General features: G+C 30.7%; 17 protein-coding genes. 13 read left to right on the plus strand and 4 right to left on the minus strand.

What is annotated here, in order from left to right; translation table 11 throughout:
• Positions 1 to 333 precede the first annotated feature (333 nt).
• Positions 334 to 2511 (minus strand): ribonuclease R, encoded by a 2178-nt coding sequence (rnr, locus tag GFJ94_RS07845; RefSeq protein WP_153201002.1) that lies wholly within the window; start codon positions 2509 to 2511, stop codon positions 334 to 336.
• A gap of 123 nt (positions 2512 to 2634) precedes the next feature.
• On the opposite strand from rnr, the gene GFJ94_RS07850 reads away from it, so the two are divergent.
• The 6 genes from GFJ94_RS07850 to GFJ94_RS07875 all read left to right on the plus strand — a co-directional run bounded on the left by GFJ94_RS07850 (position 2635) and on the right by GFJ94_RS07875 (position 8514).
• Positions 2635 to 2868, plus strand: coding sequence for a DUF2007 domain-containing protein (locus GFJ94_RS07850; RefSeq protein WP_153201003.1), 234 nt, complete (start codon positions 2635 to 2637; stop codon positions 2866 to 2868).
• A gap of 47 nt (positions 2869 to 2915) precedes the next feature.
• Positions 2916 to 3155 carry a DUF2007 domain-containing protein gene (locus GFJ94_RS07855; RefSeq protein ID WP_153201004.1) on the plus strand — a complete coding sequence of 80 codons (240 nt, stop codon included), beginning with the start codon at positions 2916 to 2918 and terminating at the stop codon, positions 3153 to 3155.
• Between the two features lie 623 nt (positions 3156 to 3778).
• Positions 3779 to 4210: a ribose 5-phosphate isomerase B gene (rpiB, locus tag GFJ94_RS07860; protein ID WP_153201005.1), complete on the plus strand. Its 432-nt coding sequence runs from the start codon at positions 3779 to 3781 to the stop codon at positions 4208 to 4210.
• 6 nt (positions 4211 to 4216) lie between these two features.
• Positions 4217 to 5125 carry a cation diffusion facilitator family transporter gene (locus GFJ94_RS07865; RefSeq protein ID WP_153201006.1) on the plus strand — a complete coding sequence of 303 codons (909 nt, stop codon included), beginning with the start codon at positions 4217 to 4219 and terminating at the stop codon, positions 5123 to 5125.
• 126 nt (positions 5126 to 5251) lie between these two features.
• A complete protein-coding gene (locus tag GFJ94_RS07870) occupies positions 5252 to 6388 on the plus strand; it encodes an ATP-binding protein (RefSeq protein ID WP_153201007.1) in 1137 nt (378 codons plus the stop codon).
• Positions 6388 to 8514 carry a Tex family protein gene (locus GFJ94_RS07875; protein ID WP_153201008.1) on the plus strand — a complete coding sequence of 709 codons (2127 nt, stop codon included), beginning with the start codon at positions 6388 to 6390 and terminating at the stop codon, positions 8512 to 8514. Before GFJ94_RS07870 ends, GFJ94_RS07875 begins: the two co-directional genes overlap by 1 nt.
• A gap of 106 nt (positions 8515 to 8620) precedes the next feature.
• Here the strand turns inward: GFJ94_RS07875 and GFJ94_RS07880 are convergent, their stop codons facing one another.
• From GFJ94_RS07880 to GFJ94_RS07890, 3 genes are all read right to left on the minus strand, one after another.
• On the minus strand, positions 8621 to 9514 hold the full coding sequence (locus GFJ94_RS07880; protein WP_153201009.1) for a CPBP family intramembrane glutamic endopeptidase: 894 nt from the start codon (positions 9512 to 9514) through the stop codon (positions 8621 to 8623).
• 15 nt (positions 9515 to 9529) lie between these two features.
• Positions 9530 to 10153: a DUF3667 domain-containing protein gene (locus GFJ94_RS07885; protein WP_162523826.1), complete on the minus strand. Its 624-nt coding sequence runs from the start codon at positions 10151 to 10153 to the stop codon at positions 9530 to 9532.
• A 318-nt stretch (positions 10154 to 10471) separates the two neighbouring features.
• Positions 10472 to 10672 carry a twin-arginine translocase TatA/TatE family subunit gene (locus GFJ94_RS07890; RefSeq protein ID WP_153201011.1) on the minus strand — a complete coding sequence of 67 codons (201 nt, stop codon included), beginning with the start codon at positions 10670 to 10672 and terminating at the stop codon, positions 10472 to 10474.
• Positions 10673 to 10802: 130 nt separating this feature from the next.
• On the opposite strand from GFJ94_RS07890, the gene GFJ94_RS07895 reads away from it, so the two are divergent.
• From GFJ94_RS07895 to rfbA, 7 genes are all read left to right on the plus strand, one after another.
• Complete coding sequence (locus GFJ94_RS07895; protein WP_153201012.1) at positions 10803 to 11675, plus strand: murein hydrolase activator EnvC; 873 nt, start codon at positions 10803 to 10805, stop codon at positions 11673 to 11675.
• Position 11676: 1 nt separating this feature from the next.
• Entirely contained in the window at positions 11677 to 13164 is a 1488-nt protein-coding gene (locus tag GFJ94_RS07900) for a GH3 auxin-responsive promoter family protein (RefSeq protein WP_153201013.1), read from the plus strand.
• 92 nt (positions 13165 to 13256) lie between these two features.
• Positions 13257 to 14072, plus strand: a complete 816-nt coding sequence (locus GFJ94_RS07905) for a carboxypeptidase-like regulatory domain-containing protein (protein ID WP_153201014.1) — start codon at positions 13257 to 13259, stop codon at positions 14070 to 14072.
• 42 nt (positions 14073 to 14114) lie between these two features.
• Entirely contained in the window at positions 14115 to 15806 is a 1692-nt protein-coding gene (locus GFJ94_RS07910) for a hypothetical protein (RefSeq protein WP_153201015.1), read from the plus strand.
• Positions 15807 to 15812: 6 nt separating this feature from the next.
• Positions 15813 to 16763, plus strand: coding sequence for a hypothetical protein (locus GFJ94_RS07915; protein ID WP_153201016.1), 951 nt, complete (start codon positions 15813 to 15815; stop codon positions 16761 to 16763).
• Entirely contained in the window at positions 16763 to 17776 is a 1014-nt protein-coding gene (rfbB, locus tag GFJ94_RS07920; protein WP_153201017.1) for a dTDP-glucose 4,6-dehydratase, read from the plus strand. The genes GFJ94_RS07915 and rfbB overlap by 1 nt, the downstream gene beginning before the upstream one ends.
• Before the next feature lie 59 nt (positions 17777 to 17835).
• Positions 17836 to 18693 (plus strand): glucose-1-phosphate thymidylyltransferase RfbA, encoded by an 858-nt coding sequence (gene rfbA / locus GFJ94_RS07925; protein WP_153201018.1) that lies wholly within the window; start codon positions 17836 to 17838, stop codon positions 18691 to 18693.
• Positions 18694 to 18764: the final 71 nt, after the last annotated feature.

An 18764-nucleotide genomic window follows, 5' to 3' on the forward strand; every position in this document is an offset into this window, starting at 1 on the left:
TATTATGTTCATTATGATTCTATTTTTAATTATAATTTTAAATAATAAATCAAGTATAAAAGTAAAAAGTGATAATGGAATCAATAAAATATTATAAACTAAAATAATATCTTGTTGAGTTCCTTTCTTTTCATAGAAAAAGTAAATCTTAAAAAAAATGAAAACTAATATAATTCCTAAAACACTAAAAACTGAAATATTCCTTTTTATAAATTCGATTACTTTCATATTATTATGAGATCTAGTTTCACTGAACTAACGTTTCTCCTTACGTCGAAATGACAACTTTGTGATTAACTAATCACTTAATTACTTTTCACTAATCACTAAAAATTACTCTCTCTTTCTCAAATAATGAAAATCCAATTGTTTCTTCACTAAATCGGCATTTTTTACTTTAACGTAAATTTCGTCTCCTAATTGTAAAATATTTTTAGAAACTTCACCCACTAAAGCATATTGTTTGTCATCAAAAGTGTAATAATCATCTCTAATTTCACGAATTCTAACCATTCCTTCACATTTATTTTCGATGATTTCTACATAAATTCCCCATTCGGTTACACCAGAAATGACACCTAAAAACTCTTCGTCTTTATGATCTTGCATGTATTTTACTTGCATGTATTTCACAGAATCGCGTTCGGCTTGAGCCGCTAAACCTTCCATTTGTGAAGAGTGCACACATTTTTCTTCGTATTCTTCTTCACTTACACTTTTTCCGCCGTCTATGTAAAATTGTAACAAACGGTGTGCCATAACATCTGGATAACGACGAATTGGTGATGTAAAATGACTATAATAATCAAATGCTAATCCGTAATGACCAATATTTTCAGTTGAATAAGCTGCCTTACTCATACTTCTAATTGTAAGTGTATCAACCAAATTTTGTTCTTTTTTACCCACAACTTCTGAAAGTAAATTATTCAATGAACTTGAAATATCTTTTTTAGAACGGAAATTTATCGAATATCCAAACTTAGCAATCACGGTTTGAAGATTGATTAATTTATCTTCATTAGGTTCATCGTGAATTCTATAAATGAAAGTTTTCTTTTGTTTCCCAATGAATTCGGCTACTTTTCTGTTCGCTAACAACATGAATTCTTCAATCAAATGATTCGCATCTTTACTTTGTTTGAAATAAACTCCAATTGGTTCTGCTTCTTCATTCAAATTGAATTTTACTTCTACTTTATCAAACGAAATTGCGCCAGCTGCCATTCTTTTTCTTCTAAGAATTTTAGCCAAATCATCCATTTTAAGAGTAGCATCTACAATTGGTTTTGGAACAATATATTCGTTTCCAGTTAATGAAATTTCGGCTGGAATAACGTCTGATTTTGTTTCTATGATACTTTGTGCTTCTTCATACGCAAAACGTTGATCAGAATACGTTACTGTTCTTCCAAACCATGCATCTAATACTTCTGCTTTATTATTCAATTGAAAAACAGCTGAAAATGTATATTTTTCTTCATGAGGACGAAGTGAACAAGCAAAGTTGGATAACACTTCAGGTAACATTGGAACCACTCTATCTACTAAATAAACCGAAGTAGCTCTTTTATAAGCTTCATCATCTAAAATAGTTCCTTCTTGAAGATAATGTGAAACATCGGCAATATGAACTCCGATTTCGTAATTTCCATTTTCTAAAACTTGAAACGATAACGCATCATCAAAATCTTTAGCATCTTTTGGATCAATCGTAAAGGTTAAAACATCACGCATATCGCGACGTTTTTTAATTTCTTCTTCAGTGATTGAAGTATCTATTTTATTTGCATACGCTTCCACTTCAATTGGAAAATCATAAGGTAAACCATATTCAGCTAAAATTGCATGAATTTCTGTATTGTGTTCGCCTGGTTTTCCTAATACTTTTATTACCGAACCAAAAGGAGAATCGGCTTTTTTAGGCCAATCTTCTAAGGTTACTAAAACAACATCACCGTGTTCTGCATCACCAATTTTATTTTTTGGAATAAAAATATCGGTATACATTTTAGCATTAGCAGTGGTTACGAAAGCAAAGTTTTTTTGCACATCGATAACACCAACAAATTCTGATTTTTTACGTTCTAAAATTTCTAAAACTTCTGCTTCTGGTTTACGAGAACTTCTTCTATTGTAAATATAAGCTTTCACTTTATCACCATCTAAAGCATGATTTAAGTTAATAAACGGAACAAAAACATCGTCTTCTAATTCGTCACAGACAAAATATCCTGTTTTACGAGAAGTCATATCAATAACTCCTTCGTAATATTCGGCTTTGGAAATAATTTGATATTTTCCAATTTCAGTTTCGTGAATTTTATCTTGTGCTTTAAGTATTTTTAAATCTCTAATTATTTCGTTTCGGCTTTTGGTATCGTTTAACTCTAAAACAGCAGCTATTTGCTTGTAATTAAAAGATTTAGAAGGTTCTCTTGAAAGTATTTTAAATATTTGTGCAGTAAAATCTTTTGGTTTATTTCCTAATTTTTTTGGTTTCTTACTCATTGTATCATTTTCAATTATTGCTGAAAGTTACGAAATTGTTATAAGTAATTGGTAAGAGAGGCTCAGTTTTAATGAAAAAATAACTTTTCGTATATTTGTTACTTAACGAAAAATGTAAAAGATATGAATGATTTTGTAGTAGTTGCTATTTTTAACAACCAGAAAGAAACCATGAAATTAAGAAGTGTATTGGAACGAAAAAAAATTCCATACATTATTCAAGATGAAACTGTAGTATCGGTTGATCCATTGCAAAGTATTGGTTTTGGAAACATTACTTTGAAAGTTGAAGAACAAAATGTTGATAAAGTAAAAAAGATACTTATCGATAATAAAAAAGAAAAATTAATTATTTAATAAAAAACTAGGATTTACTTATTGTGAATCCTTTTTTATTTCATCACATGGAAAACTTTATAACCGTTGCTATTTTTAACTACCAACATGAAACTTTAATTATTAAAAATTTATTAGAGCAAGAAGGAATTGCTTACTTTTTTGAAAACGAAACTATCGTTGGAATAGATCCATTAGCTACAATTGCTTACGGTGGAATCAAATTAAAAGTACATCCAAACGATGAAGCAACGGTAAAAGAAATTCTAAAAAAACTAAATGAAGACGATCATTTAAAAATTGTTTAATTTTTTAAAAGCTGAAAGTTTTCAACATTTATTAAATACAACAAAAAATATTTTTAATTAAATTTAAATTTATGATGGTTATTATAGCGTGTTAATATGTGGAATAAGTTTTTTTACAGAAGTAGTTTTTAAAAGTTATCGTTACTTATACAACGTAATTAACAATTCTTAAATTTAGTAAAGAACTGAAAATAAGACCTTCTAAATTCTTTCTTTTGTAGTTATCAACAGTTGTTGAAATTTGATTTTATATTAGTTTTGTAAATAACTTCAATTATTGATTTCTGTTGAAAACTGATTTTTTTCTATTGATAACTTTTCTAAAAAATCGTGAAACTAAATTAGGAATTTTGATAATGGTTTTGGATTACAATTTTTTAATCAACATCAAAAAAAAACTTCTTATTTTCTATTCAAAGTTGTTAACATAAGTTGTTAATTTAAAGTTAACTGATTATCAAGGATTTGTAAAAAAGAATTAACAAAGTTTAATTTTTAGTTTACTTTCTTATATAATTCATTGATTTTAAAGGATTTGTTTAAAAAAATATCAAAATCAAAACCATATTATTATTAGTCCTTTATCTTTAGTATTTTTGCATATACAAAACACACAACAACTTATGAAAATTTCAATTGGAAACGACCACGCTGGTCCAGATTATAAAAAAGCTATTGTTCAATATTTAGAAGAAAAAGGACACACCATTTTTAATCACGGAACCGATACTTTTGATAGTGTAGATTATCCTGATTTTGGTCATCCAGTAGCCTACGATGTAGAAAGTAAAAAAGCAGATTTAGGAATTGTAATCTGCGGTTCAGGAAACGGAATTGCCATGACTGCTAACAAACACCAAGATATTCGTGCGGCTTTATGTTGGACAAAAGAAATTGCCGCTTTAGCGCGTCAGCATAATGATGCGAACATTATTAGTATTCCAGCTCGTTATACTTCAATCCAGCAAGCTATAGAAATGGTAGATACTTTTTTAAATACTCCTTTTGAAGGCGGAAGACATGGTAATCGCGTAAATAAAATCGCTTGTAAATAATTTTAAATGAACCACAACCATGTTCACATAGAAAAGCATGAAGTAAAAGGTAAAAATTTAGTGTATTCTATTTTACTTAATTTACTTATTACGATTGCTCAAATTGTGGGCGGAATAGTTTCTGGAAGTTTAGCATTAATTTCTGATGCTTTACATAATTTTTCTGATGTACTTTCATTGATTTTTAGTTTAGTGGCTCATAAGTTATCCAGAAGAAAAGCGTCAATTGATCAAACTTTTGGTTTAAAAAGAGCTGAACTTATTGCTGCTTTTGTAAATGCTGCTACTCTAATTATCGTTGCTTTTATTCTTATCTATGGAGCAGTTGAACGATTTTTTCATCCTCATGAAATTCAATCAAATCTTGTAATTTGGTTAGCTGCTCTTGGTATTGCTGTAAATGGGTTATCGGTACTTTTATTAAAAAAAGATGCCGACCATAATTTGAATATGAAATCTGCTTATTTACATTTGTTAACTGATATGATGGCTTCTGTTGCTGTTTTGGTAGGTGGTTTATTAATGAAATTTTACGGCTGGTTTTGGGTAGATAGTGTAATGACTATTTTAATTGCTATTTATTTAATTGCGGTAGGTTATGATTTACTAAAAAAAGCAACAAAAATGTTAATGCTTTTTACTCCAGAACATATTGATATTAAAGAAATTGTTAGAGAAGTTCATAAAGTTTCAGGAGCTGGAAAATTACATCATATACATGTATGGCATTTGAACGAAGAAGAAATTCATTTAGAAGCGCATTTAGATTGCCCAAAAGATTTTACTCTAACACAATTTGATGATATTTTACAACGAATTGAATTGGTTTTATTTGAAAAATTTGGCATCAATCATATCACTATTCAACCCGAATTTAAAAAAGAAGACCCAAAAGATTTTATCGTTCAAGATTAATCAACTGACGGAATTTGTATTAATTCAGTCAGTTGATTGACGGAATTTATATTAATTCAGTCAGTTGATTGACGGAATTTACATTTTTTTATTATATTTGTACTTCAATTCAAATACAAAAGTATCATGAATTATTACAAAAGAGCTGTTTTAGATGATTTTCATTCCAAACTCAAACCTAATAAAGTATTAATTTTATTAGGCGCAAGACGTGTGGGAAAAACACAATTAATTAAAAAATATTTGCAAGCCACTAACGAAAAGGTATTGCAGTTAAATGGAGAAGATAGTAACGATGCGCGATTGCTAGAAGAAAGAAGCATTGCTAATTATTCTAAATTACTTCAAGATATTTCAATTTTAGTGATTGATGAAGCGCAAAATATTCCCGAAATTGGTCAAATATTAAAATTAATTGTCGATTCTATCGAAGGAATAAAAGTGATAGCAACTGGTTCGTCTATGTTTGATTTAGCTAATAAATTAGGTGAACCTTTAGTGGGAAGAAAAAACACGTTATTTTTGTTTCCACTTGCTCAAATAGAATTTTCACAGTTTGAAAATTATAAACAAACTACAGAAAATTTAGAGGAACGCTTGATTTATGGCGGTTATCCAGAGTTAACACATCACGAATCCTGGTACGAAAAAAAGGATTATTTAAAAGAAATCGTTAATTCGTATTTATTAAAAGATATTTTAATTTTCGATGGAATTAAAAACTCGGACAAAATTTATGATTTACTTCGTTTGATTGCGTTTCAAGTTGGTAAAGAGGTTTCGTTACAGGAGTTAGGAAATCAATTAAACATGTCGAAAAATACAGTAGAACGCTATTTAGATTTACTTTCTAAAGTATTTATTGTGTTTAAAATTGAAGGATTTTCGAGAAATCTACGTAAAGAAATTACAAAATCTTCGCGATGGTATTTTTACGATAACGGAATTAGAAATGCGATTATCAATAATTTCAATAACTTACAAAATCGAACCGATGTTGGTGATTTATGGGAAAATTATATTGCTTCGGAACGAATGAAAAAACAAGAATATCATAAAATGTTCAAACAGAATTATTTTTGGAGAACCTATGACCAACAAGAATTAGATTGGTTAGAAACCGAAGCTGATGAAATTGCAGGATACGAATTCAAATGGAACGAAAATAAAAAATCAAAAATTCCTACTGCCTTTGCAAAAGCTTATCCAGAAGCTACTTTTGAAGTAATTAACAAACAAAACTATTTAGATTTTATTACATAATGACCCACATTCAATTCATACAAAACCAAACCAATATTGCTCCAAAAAGCATTGAAGCTACTTTACAATTACTTTCAGAAGATTGTACGATTCCATTTATTTCGCGATACCGAAAAGATCAAACCGGCAATTTAGATGAGGTACAAATTGAAGCCATTTCGAAATTAAACAAGCAATTTGACGAAATCATCAAGCGAAAAGAAAGCATTCTAAAATCGATTGAAGAACAAAATGCACTTACACCTGAATTGAAATCAAAAATTGAAAACAGTTTTTATTTACAAGAATTGGAGGATTTCTATTTGCCTTACAAAAAGAAGAAAAAAACCAAAGCTGATGTAGCTCGTGAAAACGGATTAGAGCCTTTAGCAAAAATAATAATGTCTCAAAAAAATGATGATATTGAGTTTTTAGCTTCGAAATATTTGAATGCAAACGTTAAAAACGAAGACGAAGCCTTACAAGGCGCACGCGATATTATTGCCGAATGGATTAACGAAAACATCTTTATTCGTAAAAATTTACGTCGCCTATTTCAACGAAAAGCCGAAATCACAACCAAAGTCGTTAAAACTAAAAAGGATGACGAAGCGGCTCAAAAATTTTCCCAATATTTTGATTGGAACGAACCGATTTCAAAAGCACCATCACATCGTTTATTAGCTATGTTGCGTGCTGAAGCGGAAGGTTTTGTCAAACTAAATGTAGCGATTGAAAAAGAAGAAGCCTTAGATTTTATCGAAGAAAATATCATTAAAAATAAAAATTCTGATGCAACTTCTCATTTAGAATTGGCCATTAAAGACAGTTATAAACGTTTGTTAGAACCAGCTATTTCAAACGAAACCTTGCAAGAAGCCAAAGCAAAAGCGGATATTAAAGCGATTGATGTATTTTCCGAAAATTTACGTCAGTTGTTGTTAGCTCCACCATTAGGTGAAAAACGAATTTTAGCTATCGATCCAGGTTATAGAACGGGTTGTAAAGTCGTGTGTTTGGATGAAAAAGGAGATTTACTAAATAACGAAACCATTTATCCACACGCACCTCAAAACGATACCGCGATGGCGATGAAGAAAATTCGTTCGATGGTGAATGCGTATAATATTGAAGCCATTTCTATTGGAAACGGAACCGCTTCTCGTGAAACGGAATTTTTCATTAAAAAAATTGCTTTTGACAAACCTGTTCAGGTTTTTGTGGTTTCAGAAGCGGGCGCATCGGTGTATTCTGCAAGTAAAATTGCACGTGAAGAATTTTCAAATTATGATGTAACGGTTCGTGGTTCGGTTTCGATAGGAAGACGACTTTCCGATCCATTGGCAGAATTGGTAAAAATCGATCCAAAATCGATCGGTGTTGGACAATATCAACACGATGTAGATCAAACGAAATTGCAATCTGCATTGGATAGCACTGTAATGAGTTGTGTGAATTCAGTGGGGATTAACATCAATACCGCAAGTAAATCGTTATTGAGTTATGTTTCTGGAATTGGTGAAAAAATGGCAGAAAACATCGTTACTTATCGTTCAGAAAACGGACCTTTTGAAGATAGAAAACAATTGAAAAAAGTACCGCGTTTAGGCGAAAAAGCGTACCAACAAGCCGCAGCTTTCATTAGAATTCGCGATGGGAAAAATCCATTAGATAATTCGGCAGTACATCCAGAAGCGTATCCTATTGTGGAAAAAATGGCAAAAGATTTAGGCATTCAAACCAATGAATTAATCGCCAATAAAGAAAAAATCGCTCAAATAAAGCCAGAGAATTATATCACAGCTGAAATCGGAATTTTAACGTTGAAAGACATTTTAAAAGAGTTAGAAAAACCAGGTTTAGACCCAAGAAAAGGGGCTAAAATTTTTGAATTCGATCCAAATGTAAAAACGATAAAAGATTTACGTGTTGGTATGATTTTACCTGGAATCGTAAATAACATTACCGCTTTTGGTTGTTTTGTTGATGTGGGAATCAAAGAAAGTGGTTTAGTGCACATTTCCCAACTTAAAGAAGGTTATGTTTCCGATGTAAACGAAGTCGTAAAAATGCATCAACATGTGCAAGTAAAAGTTGTTGAGGTAGACGAAGCTAGAAAGAGGATTCAACTGACGATGATATTATAAAAGCAAAAATTCCAAATTCTAAATTAGAATTTGGAATTTATTTTTAATTCTTTAATAAACTCTTTAAGGAAAGATTTTTGAAAAAGTTTAATCTTTATAATTAATTCTATTTAAGTCTAAAATATTTATAAGCAAAAAATGCAATTATTAATGATTGTAATAAAGTTAATATGGTTACCATTTCAATAGAAGGCATATCTAAAATAAAAGGGGCAACCGTTTCAATTTTGTCTCCATTTACACCAATAAATAGCATACCAAATAAATTGTTATTCCAATGTAACCCAATCGACATCCATAATGAACCTGTTTTATATGCAACCCATCCGTATAATAATCCAGATATAAAATAAGGTAAAAGAGTGGTTATTTTCCCTCCAAATTGCTCAATATTGGTTAAATGTGGTATCGAAAACATAACAGCTGTAATAGTTATATAAACGATAGGATGTTTAGTAATTCTTCTAAGAAATTGTGTTAAATATCCTCTAAAAAGTAATTCTTCTGCAGAAGTTTGAACAAATAATCCAATGCTACCAACAATTAAAAGAGGTAAAAATGATTCCACATTAATCCCAACATAATTCACATTTAATACACCAAATAGTTGAAAAATATAAGTAACAACAATACCTACAATAGTTGAAATAAAAAATCCCCAAAATAAATTTTTAAAGTCAAAATGCAGTTTTGGCATTGCCACAGACCAAGAAGGTCTTTTGTGAATCCATTGTGTGATTAATGGAATAAATAAAAAAGATAAAATAAAACAAGATAACAAAACCAAATTTCTTGAAACAATTGAATCATTGTAATTTGGATACATAATTGCAATAGGAATTATTAAAAAACCCGAAACAACAAAAAACAAAAAAAACATAAGTATTAACCCAAGTATATATCTAGGAATACCATTTTTTGCTTTATCAGACCACTCTAAATAACTTTTAATCGAAGCATCATTTGTTTGAATGTTTTCGTTTTGATTTGTGTTTTCCATATTGAATTTAAATTACTAAAGTTTTAATATCATAACAGTTATAAACCAATAAATAAACATAAAAATACTAGAAAATAACATTCCTAAAACAACAGATAAAATAGTTCTTGTGATAATACCTGCTTTAGAATACAAATTTTCATCATAAAAAAATTGATATAAAAACCAGAAAGAATAAGCAATTATTCCATAATCTACAATTTGGTTAATTACTTTTAAAAAACTAATATTTGAAGTTATAATAGAAAATAAAACAATTAATTTACTAATTATTAATAAAGCAGATGCTTTGTAAATATTTAAGATTAGGTGTTCCGAATAATTAAATTTGCTTTTTTTATAAAATTGAAAGGTAAAAAATGCAATAATTGGTATTGTGATAAAAATAAATGTTTTAGGATTATCTCTAACAAAATTAAAATAATTACTTATTAAACTTTGCTCTTCTTTATTAGTTGAAATAATAGTTGCGAGAGAAACCTTAGAATAACCATCTAATAAAATACCTAATCCTGATAATAAAACAAAAAGACTCATATAATTCATATGGCTTGCTCTTTTACCAAGAAGGTATTCTTTTATTGAATGTCCAGGTCTTGTTGCTAATTCTTTTAAAGTAAAAAAGATACCATTATTCATAAAAGAATAATATTTACTAGCGATATCATTTTTAAAAATTTGTTTAAAAGAAAACCGAGTTGTACTTGTTTTTTGACCACAATTTTGACAAAAACTACCAGAGGTTTCAAAATCACAATTAAGACATTTCATAAGATATTAATTAGAATATAAAGGGTTAAACATAATTATCAAAATAGTTATAAAACACTAATTTTATTTAAAAGTAATTAAATATTTCACAAAAATCTACATTTATAGGTGTAAAATTAAAAAAAGCCTCAAGAAAGTATTAATTCTTGAGGCTTTTTAAATATTTATTCGGTAATAAAACAGCAATTATTCTTTGGTCTCTTCTTCTTTTTTAGAATTTGCTGGTTGATCATCTTTGGCTGCGTTTTTAAATTCTTTAATTCCGCTTCCAATTCCTTTCATTAATTCTGGAATTTTTTTTCCTCCAAAAAGTAATAAAACGATTACCGCAATTAAGATTATTTGTGGAACTCCAACAATCCCCAAAGATATAGCTAATGTATTCATGATTTTAATATTTTAAAGTACAAAGATATAAAGAAATTACCAATTCATTATTTTTTAACGATTTATTATCAGCTTTCAATTTACAAACACGTTGTATTTAGTATATTTGTGATATAAATTAATGCAATAAATGGCTAACAAAAAGCTAAAACGACAATTACTTCTTAAAAAGTTATACAACAAAAGAAGATTAGTTATTCTTAACGAAGATACTTTTGAAGAAACTTTTTCATTAAAATTAAACTTAATGAATGTCTTTGTTGTGGGAACAATTGGCGCTATTTTAATCATTTTTGTAACTACTTATATTATTGCATTTACACCTTTACGCGAATATATTCCGGGTTATGCTTCTTCAAAATTAAAACAAGATGCTTTGGAAATGGCTATAAAATCAGACTCTCTTGAAAAATCAGTAAAAATCAACAATGTTTATATCGCTTCCATAAAAAAAGTACTAACTGGTGATTTAGAATATGCAAAGTTGAACAAAGATTCTATTAAAGCTTTAAATATTTCTGATATAGATGTTTCTGGACTTTCACCAACAGAAAAAGAGCAAGAATTAAGAGATCAAGTTATTAAAGAAGATAAATACAATGTATTTGAAACTTCAAAACCTAAAGTTAGTTTTGTATTATTTCCTCCTGCTCAAGGTGCTATTTTACAAAAATATAATGTAGCCAATAAACATTTAGCAGTTAAAATTGCTTTAACTAACAATACACCAATAAAAGCCGTTGGAGCAGGAACCATCATTTTTTCCGATTGGACGCCAAGTTCAGGATATGTAGTAATTATTCGCCATAAAGATGATATTTTATCGGTCTATAAAAATGCGGCTTCGCTAACAAAATCGCAAGGAAATATAGTACGATCGGGTGAAGTTATTGCTCTTGCTGGAAATGCAAATAATGTACAAAATTCGGGTGCAACACTTCATTTTGAATTATGGAAAGATGGTTTCCCAATAGACCCAACGCAGTTTATCAATTTCAATTAACATGTCAGTAAAAGCTTTTGCAGCAAAATTATTTGCAAAAAGAATTCACGCTAAAACTCAAAAATGGGCCAATAATCCTATTGAAACCCAACAACAAGTTTTTGAAGCCTTAATTAAAGAAGCGGCACAAACGCAATTTGGAAAAGACCACGATTTTGGTTCGATAAAAAGTTATTCCGATTTTGCTCAAAAAGTCCCAGTTCGCGATTACGAAGGATTAAAACACTATGTTGATAAAGTAGTAAAAGGCGAAGAAAATGTACTTTGGAAAGGAAAACCGCTTTATTTTGCTAAAACTTCTGGAACTACTTCGGGTGCGAAGTATATCCCATTGACAAAAGAATCAATGCCGTTTCATATTCAAGCAGCTCGGAATGCAATTTTAAGTTACATTCACGAAACTGGAAAAGCAGAATTTGTAAAAGGTAAAATGATTTTCTTGCAAGGAAGTCCACTTTTGGAAGAAAAAAACGGCATAAAATTGGGAAGATTATCAGGAATTGTGGCGCATTTTGTTCCGAAATATTTACAAAAAAATCGCATGCCAAGTTGGGAAACCAATTGCATCGAAGATTGGGAAACCAAAGTCAATGCTATTGTTGAAGAAACCATCAATGAAGACATGTCGGTGATTTCAGGCATTCCGTCTTGGGTGCAAATGTATTTTGAGAAATTGGCAGCAAAAGCAGGAAAACCTGTTGGCGAAATCTTCAAAAACTTCAATTTGTTCATTTATGGCGGTGTAAATTACGAACCTTATCGTGCGAAATTCGAAAATTTAATTGGAAGAAAAGTCGATTCAATTGAATTATTTCCAGCTTCTGAAGGATTTTTTGCCTACCAAGATTCGCAGAAAGACAAAGGAATGCTATTGCTATTAAATTCTGGAATTTTCTACGAATTCATAAAAGCAGAGGAATTTTTTACCGAAAATCCAAAGCGTTATACCATTGGCGAAGTAGAATTAGGCGTTAATTACGTTTTAATCATTTCAACGAACGCTGGACTTTGGGCTTACAATATTGGCGATACGATTCAGTTTACAAGTTTAAAACCGTATCGTGTAATCGTTTCGGGAAGAATCAAACATTACATCTCTGCTTTTGGCGAACACGTTATTGGAAAAGAAGTAGAATCGGCGCTAAAAGAAGCAATGGAAGAAACTGATGTTCGTGTAAACGAATTCACAGTCGCCCCACAAATAAATCCAACCGAAGGATTGCCTTATCACGAATGGTTTATCGAATTCGAAAATGAACCCGATAATTTAGAAGAATTTGCGCTAAAAATTGATGCCGCCATGCGCAAGCAAAACGTGTATTACGATGATTTGATTGTAGGACATGTGTTGCGGACGTTAGTCATTAAAAGTGTTCCAAAAAAGGGTTTCCAAGAGTACATGAAATCGATAGGCAAATTAGGTGGACAAAATAAATTACCAAGATTAAGCAACGATAGAAAAATTGCTCAGTTTTTTGAGAACAATTAAATAACTGTTTTGTCATTCTGAACTCGTTTCAGAATCTAAGATAAGAAGCTGAAACAAGTTCAGCTTGACAAAGTTTCAAATATTATATTTTAATGTACAAGTTTGTAGTTTTATTTTTTATTTCTTTTTCCCTTTCAGCACAAATTCGCGGTGTAGTCAATGACAGTATTTCGGGCGAACCGATTCCGTTTGTGAATATTTGGGTGGAGAATGAAACGATTGGAACTACTTCGGAAGCGGATGGAACGTTTTTTTTAGAGGCTTCAAAAGGAAAAAACATTGTGGTTTCGGTTTTGGGTTATGAAAGAAAAATACTAAAAGGCTCTGAAATTTCCGTTGTTCATTTGAAACCTATGGCTTATGACTTAAAAGAAGTGGTCATATTGAATAAAAAGCAAACAAAAAAAGTTGAAATTGGGGACGTTGAAAACGCGATTTTTCAATCATTTGATAATGGACCAAAAATCGAAGCGAAGTTTTTTCCTTATCAATCTTCGTACAGTAAAACAAAGTTTATAAAAGAGGTCACTATTTTTACCGATAGTAGAATAGACAACACCACTATAAAACTTCACTTTTACAGCGTTGATGAAAACGGATTTCCTGGAGAAGAATTATTGAACAAAGATTACATCGTAACGCTAAAAAAAGGCGTTATCAAACACCGTTTTAACATTTCGCAATTTGATTTGGTTTTTCCGGAAAAAGGCATGTTTGTAGCGTATGAAAAGTTATTAATCGAAAGCAATAAAACAGGCATAAAATACCAACCGTATGTATTGTATAATTATGTTGAAAGAGACTTTTTTTATACCTATGCTTACGGAAAATGGAGCAAACAATTGGGAAATAATTCTGAGAAAATCAGTATAAATGAACCCTCAATAAATCTGATATTATCTAACTAAAATAAAAATCGTAACTTTGCAGGTTAGAAAAACAAAATATTAATGAAGGACATTAAAAACATTTCGCGCTCAAGAGCGCAAGAGTCGTCAGCAGCTATTGAACGACTGTACATTACCATGAGACATTTATTTAACAGAGGTTTTTATAAACCAATGGGTGTTTCAGGAGAAACTTTAAGAGAAGCTTTATTAGCGCTTCGACCAGAAATTTACGGTTCTATTGCCGAAGAAAAGGTAGAATTAAACGGACTTTTATACGTAATTGAACGTTTACCAATTGGAATTGAAGAATGCCGTTACATCAATTTAACTTCAGATGAAGGCTATTCGAATTCGCACTTTAAAGCCATTGTTCCACCAAAAAGAAGAAGAAATTGTTATCGTATCGACGACGAACAAATGAATGTGGAAATCACACGCGGTCGTTCAGACATCTACGATATTTTAACACATTTGACCTTTATTTTCATCGAATCACACAAAATTAAAGATAGAGTTTTAATTGATGATGAAGGTTCGGTTTCTCGCGATTGGCAAAAATTAGAATTAGCGGTAAAACAAACTAAAAAATTAAGCTTGATTGACCGCGAAAAAGCGATTTCTCACGCAGCTAATGTTTTAGGAAGAACTTTTGCCGAAGTACAAGATATTTATGATGATTTCGCTACAGCTGAAGCGCCAGATAGATTCTTACACGTAGTATATTGGTTAGGAAAATTAGCGATCGAAGAAGTAGTCGATAATAACAAAAGAACGATTACGTTTAGTCCAATTTTGAGAGAAAGATTAGGGCACCATATTTATGGGGATATTTGGGCAACTACTATTAAAGATGTTTTGCTTAAAAACGACTTAATTGAAAGACCTATCCACATCATAAGTGCGAATATGCACAGTGTAATGAATTCAATTTTTGCGGAACCTGTTTTAGGAAAAAAATATAAAAACACACCTGAATTTCAGATATTTGAAGATTTAAGTAGTTCGGCAAGTAAAGAATTACGCAAGAAAGTAGAAGAATTAGCGTTACAACAAGGAATGATTTCGTTGCCAGATGCATCAGGAACCAATATCGACGTTCAAATTTTTGATACCGCTAAAATTGATTTTAAGAAAACCATTTTTGCTGAAGCGAAGTTAGCCAAAGAAAAACCAGTTATTATTGTAATGGATTATGCGTTTGGTGAGCAAGCTTTTGAAACCATTGACGAATTGTTGAAACCCTATAAAACAGACAAGAAAAGTAAAATTTTCTTAAACGTGGAATCGGTTTCTATAATGGGTAAAGCCGGAATTTTAGAAGGTGGAAAAGGCGATATTATGATTCCAACAGCGCACGTAAATGAAGGAACAGCCGATAATTATCCGTTTGAAAACGAGTTAACCAAAGCTATGTTTGATGGAAATGAAATACCAGTTTTTGAAGGTCCAATGATTACGGTTTTAGGAACGTCACTTCAAAATAGAGATTTATTAAAGTTTTTCCACGAATCTACTTGGGAAGCAATTGGTTTAGAAATGGAAGGTGCTTATTATCAAAAAGCGATTCAATCGGCATCTAAAATTAGAAAAAGTATAAATCCTGATGTAAAAGTTAGATATGCTTATTATGCTTCGGATAACCCATTAGAAACAGGAAGCACGTTAGCATCGGGTGGATTAGGAACCACAGGAGTAAAACCTACGTATTTAATTACGATAAAAATATTAGAACAAATCTTTAACGTAAAATAAGTGTAAATGAGTACAAATTCTCAAGACCAAGAAATCGATTTAGGACAAATCGGAACCGGAATTAAAAACCTTTTGAATGGAATAATTAATTCTTTCTTCGATTTTATATTCTTTGTAAAAAAGAAGCTAGTAATTATTGGCGGCCTTTTTGTTTTAGGTATAGTATTAGGTTTTTTCTTAGACAAAGATCTTTCTTATAATCAAGAGATTTCGGTGATTCCTAACTTTGGGAGTAATGATTATTTGTATACCAAAACCGCATTTTTACAATCGCGTTTAAAAGAAAATGATGCGGCTTTTTTTAAATCAATTGGTGTAAAGAACCACCAAAAAATTTCCAATATTAAAGCGGAAGCTATCAATGGGGTTTTTAGTTTTATTGGTTCTAACGAACAAAATTTCGAATTACTAAAATTAATGGCTGAAGATGGAAATTTAACAGAAATTATAAAAGACGATTTAACTAGTAAAAACTATTATTCGCATAATATCACTGTGGCTACTTCTGAAAAAATAAATCAAAAAGAAATCATCGACCCTATTTTAAAATATTATCAAGAAAATACATTCTATCAAAAGCAACAAGTAATTCATCAAGAGAATATAGATGAAAAAATCAAATTTAATGATTCATTAGTCAATCAAATAGACGGCTTAATTGTTAAATTATCTGATGCTAAAAGCTCAAGTAATGTAACTATTTCTGAAAATAGTAGTATTACAACATTGATTAACAAGAAAGATGAATTAATTAAAGAGTCTCAAAATTTAAAACTGAATAAAGGAGAATACGAACAAATTATTAAAGTAATTAATGTTTCTTTGAACAATCTTAATACAAAAGGATTTAATAATAAAATGAAGCTTCTTTTACCTTTCTTATTTGTGTTTTTATATTTTGTAGCTTTTACATTTAATAATTTGTACAAAAAACAATTAGCAAGAATTAAAGGGTAATGAAATATATATTAGTTACAGGCGGTGCTGGATTTATAGGAGCTAATTTTGTTCCCTACTTCATCGATAATAATACAGAATATCATTTAGTAAATTTAGATTTACTTACCTATGCTGGAAATTTAGAAAATGTTTCAGAAGTTGAAAATCATCCAAGATATACGTTTGTACAAGGCGATATTTGCGATAGAAATTTTGTTGAAGATTTGTTCCAAAAATATCAATTTCACGATGTGATTCACTTTGCGGCAGAAAGCCATGTGGATAACTCAATTTCAGGTCCAGAAGCGTTTATTAAAACCAATGTTTTAGGAACATTTAATTTATTAGACACAGCCAGAAAATTTTGGATGTCAGCACCTAATCTATACAATGTTGGATTTGAAAATTCCCGTTTTCACCACGTTTCAACCGATGAGGTATATGGAACATTGGGTGAAACCGGTTTATTCGAAGAAACCACTCCTTACGCACCAAACAGTCCTTATTCAGCCTCAAAAGCAGGTTCGGATATGATTGTGAGAAGTTATTTTCATACCTATGGAATGAATGTGGTAACGACCAATTGTTCTAATAATTACGGTCCAAAACAACATGACGAAAAGTTAATTCCAACCATCATTCGTAAAGCGATACAAGGCGAAAATATTCCGATTTATGGTGATGGAAAAAACGTACGCGATTGGTTATACGTTTTAGATCATTGTAAAGGAATTGAGTTAGCGTTCAAAATTGGAAAAGCAGGTGAAACCTATAATATTGGTGGAAGAAACGAACGCAATAATTTATATATCGTAGATATGGTTTGTTCGATTTTGAATGAATTACAACCAAAGTCAGAAGGAAAATATCAAGATCAAATTACATTTGTAAAAGACAGACCAGGACACGATTTGCGTTACGCCATTGATGCAACAAAAATCGAGAATGAATTAGGCTGGAAAGCCGATGAAAATTTTGAATCAGGAATCAAGAAAACCATTGAATGGTATTTGAAAAAGTTTCAAGTTTAAAGTTATTTTTGTTTCAAGCTCACCCAACCTGAAACTTTAAACAAAACAAACAAAAAAGTATGAAAGGAATTATATTAGCTGGAGGTTCAGGCACACGTTTGCATCCGTTAACATTAGCGGTAAGCAAACAATTAATGCCTATTTATGATAAACCGATGATTTACTATCCATTATCTACTTTGATGTGGGCAGGAATCAGTGAAATTTTGATTATTTCAACACCGCACGATTTACCTTTATTTCGTCAATTATTAGGCGATGGAAAATCATTAGGTTGTAAATTTGAATACGCAGTTCAAGAACATCCAAATGGTTTAGCCGAAGCTTTTATTATCGGAAAAGAATTTATTGGAAACGATAAAGTAGCTTTAATACTTGGAGATAATATTTTCTACGGTACAGGTTTAGCTGAATTATTACAAGAAAACAGCAATCCAAACGGAGGAATTGTTTACGCTTATCATGTTCACGATCCTGAACGTTATGGTGTAGTTGAATTTGATGGCGCTGGAAAAGTTTTATCTATTGAAGAAAAACCAGCGCAACCAAAATCAAATTTTGCGGTTCCGGGAATTTATTTTTACGATAATCAAGTAGTTGAAATAGCAGCAAATATTAAACCAAGTCCGCGCGGAGAATTAGAAATCACTGATATCAACAAAGCCTATTTAGAGCAAGGAAATTTAAAAGTTTCCATTTTAGATAGAGGAACTGCGTGGTTAGACACTGGAACATTTCAATCGTTAATGCAGGCCGGACAGTTTGTACAAGTGATAGAAGAACGTCAAGGATTAAAAATTGGAGCTATTGAAGAAGCGGCTTACAAAATGGGTTTCATCAATGCTGATCAATTAAAAAAATTAGCAGAACCGCTATTGAAAAGTGGTTACGGAAAACATTTAATGAGCTTAGTTTAAAAATATTTGTTTAATGTTTCAAGTTTAATGTTTAACTTCGTTCTGTTCGGCATAGCCTCGGGTCAAGTTAT

Source organism: Flavobacterium sp. LMO8 (assembly GCF_009495755.1).
Taxonomy (GTDB): Bacteria; Bacteroidota; Bacteroidia; order Flavobacteriales; family Flavobacteriaceae; genus Flavobacterium.

Bases quoted from the DNA above. Each gene is read 5' to 3' on its own strand.
- rnr (WP_153201002.1), bottom strand. From the start codon at position 2,511: ATGAGTAAGAAACCAAAAAAATTAGGAAATAAACCAAAAGATTTTACT.
- GFJ94_RS07850 (WP_153201003.1), top strand. From the start codon at position 2,635: ATGAATGATTTTGTAGTAGTTGCTATTTTTAACAACCAGAAAGAAACC.
- GFJ94_RS07855 (WP_153201004.1), top strand. From the start codon at position 2,916: ATGGAAAACTTTATAACCGTTGCTATTTTTAACTACCAACATGAAACT.
- rpiB (WP_153201005.1), top strand. From the start codon at position 3,779: ATGAAAATTTCAATTGGAAACGACCACGCTGGTCCAGATTATAAAAAA.
- GFJ94_RS07865 (WP_153201006.1), top strand. From the start codon at position 4,217: ATGAACCACAACCATGTTCACATAGAAAAGCATGAAGTAAAAGGTAAA.
- GFJ94_RS07870 (WP_153201007.1), top strand. From the start codon at position 5,252: ATGAATTATTACAAAAGAGCTGTTTTAGATGATTTTCATTCCAAACTC.
- GFJ94_RS07875 (WP_153201008.1), top strand. From the start codon at position 6,388: ATGACCCACATTCAATTCATACAAAACCAAACCAATATTGCTCCAAAA.
- GFJ94_RS07880 (WP_153201009.1), bottom strand. From the start codon at position 9,514: ATGGAAAACACAAATCAAAACGAAAACATTCAAACAAATGATGCTTCG.
- GFJ94_RS07885 (WP_162523826.1), bottom strand. From the start codon at position 10,153: ATGAATAATGGTATCTTTTTTACTTTAAAAGAATTAGCAACAAGACCT.
- GFJ94_RS07890 (WP_153201011.1), bottom strand. From the start codon at position 10,672: ATGAATACATTAGCTATATCTTTGGGGATTGTTGGAGTTCCACAAATA.
- GFJ94_RS07895 (WP_153201012.1), top strand. From the start codon at position 10,803: ATGGCTAACAAAAAGCTAAAACGACAATTACTTCTTAAAAAGTTATAC.
- GFJ94_RS07900 (WP_153201013.1), top strand. From the start codon at position 11,677: ATGTCAGTAAAAGCTTTTGCAGCAAAATTATTTGCAAAAAGAATTCAC.
- GFJ94_RS07905 (WP_153201014.1), top strand. From the start codon at position 13,257: ATGTACAAGTTTGTAGTTTTATTTTTTATTTCTTTTTCCCTTTCAGCA.
- GFJ94_RS07910 (WP_153201015.1), top strand. From the start codon at position 14,115: ATGAAGGACATTAAAAACATTTCGCGCTCAAGAGCGCAAGAGTCGTCA.
- GFJ94_RS07915 (WP_153201016.1), top strand. From the start codon at position 15,813: ATGAGTACAAATTCTCAAGACCAAGAAATCGATTTAGGACAAATCGGA.
- rfbB (WP_153201017.1), top strand. From the start codon at position 16,763: ATGAAATATATATTAGTTACAGGCGGTGCTGGATTTATAGGAGCTAAT.
- rfbA (WP_153201018.1), top strand. From the start codon at position 17,836: ATGAAAGGAATTATATTAGCTGGAGGTTCAGGCACACGTTTGCATCCG.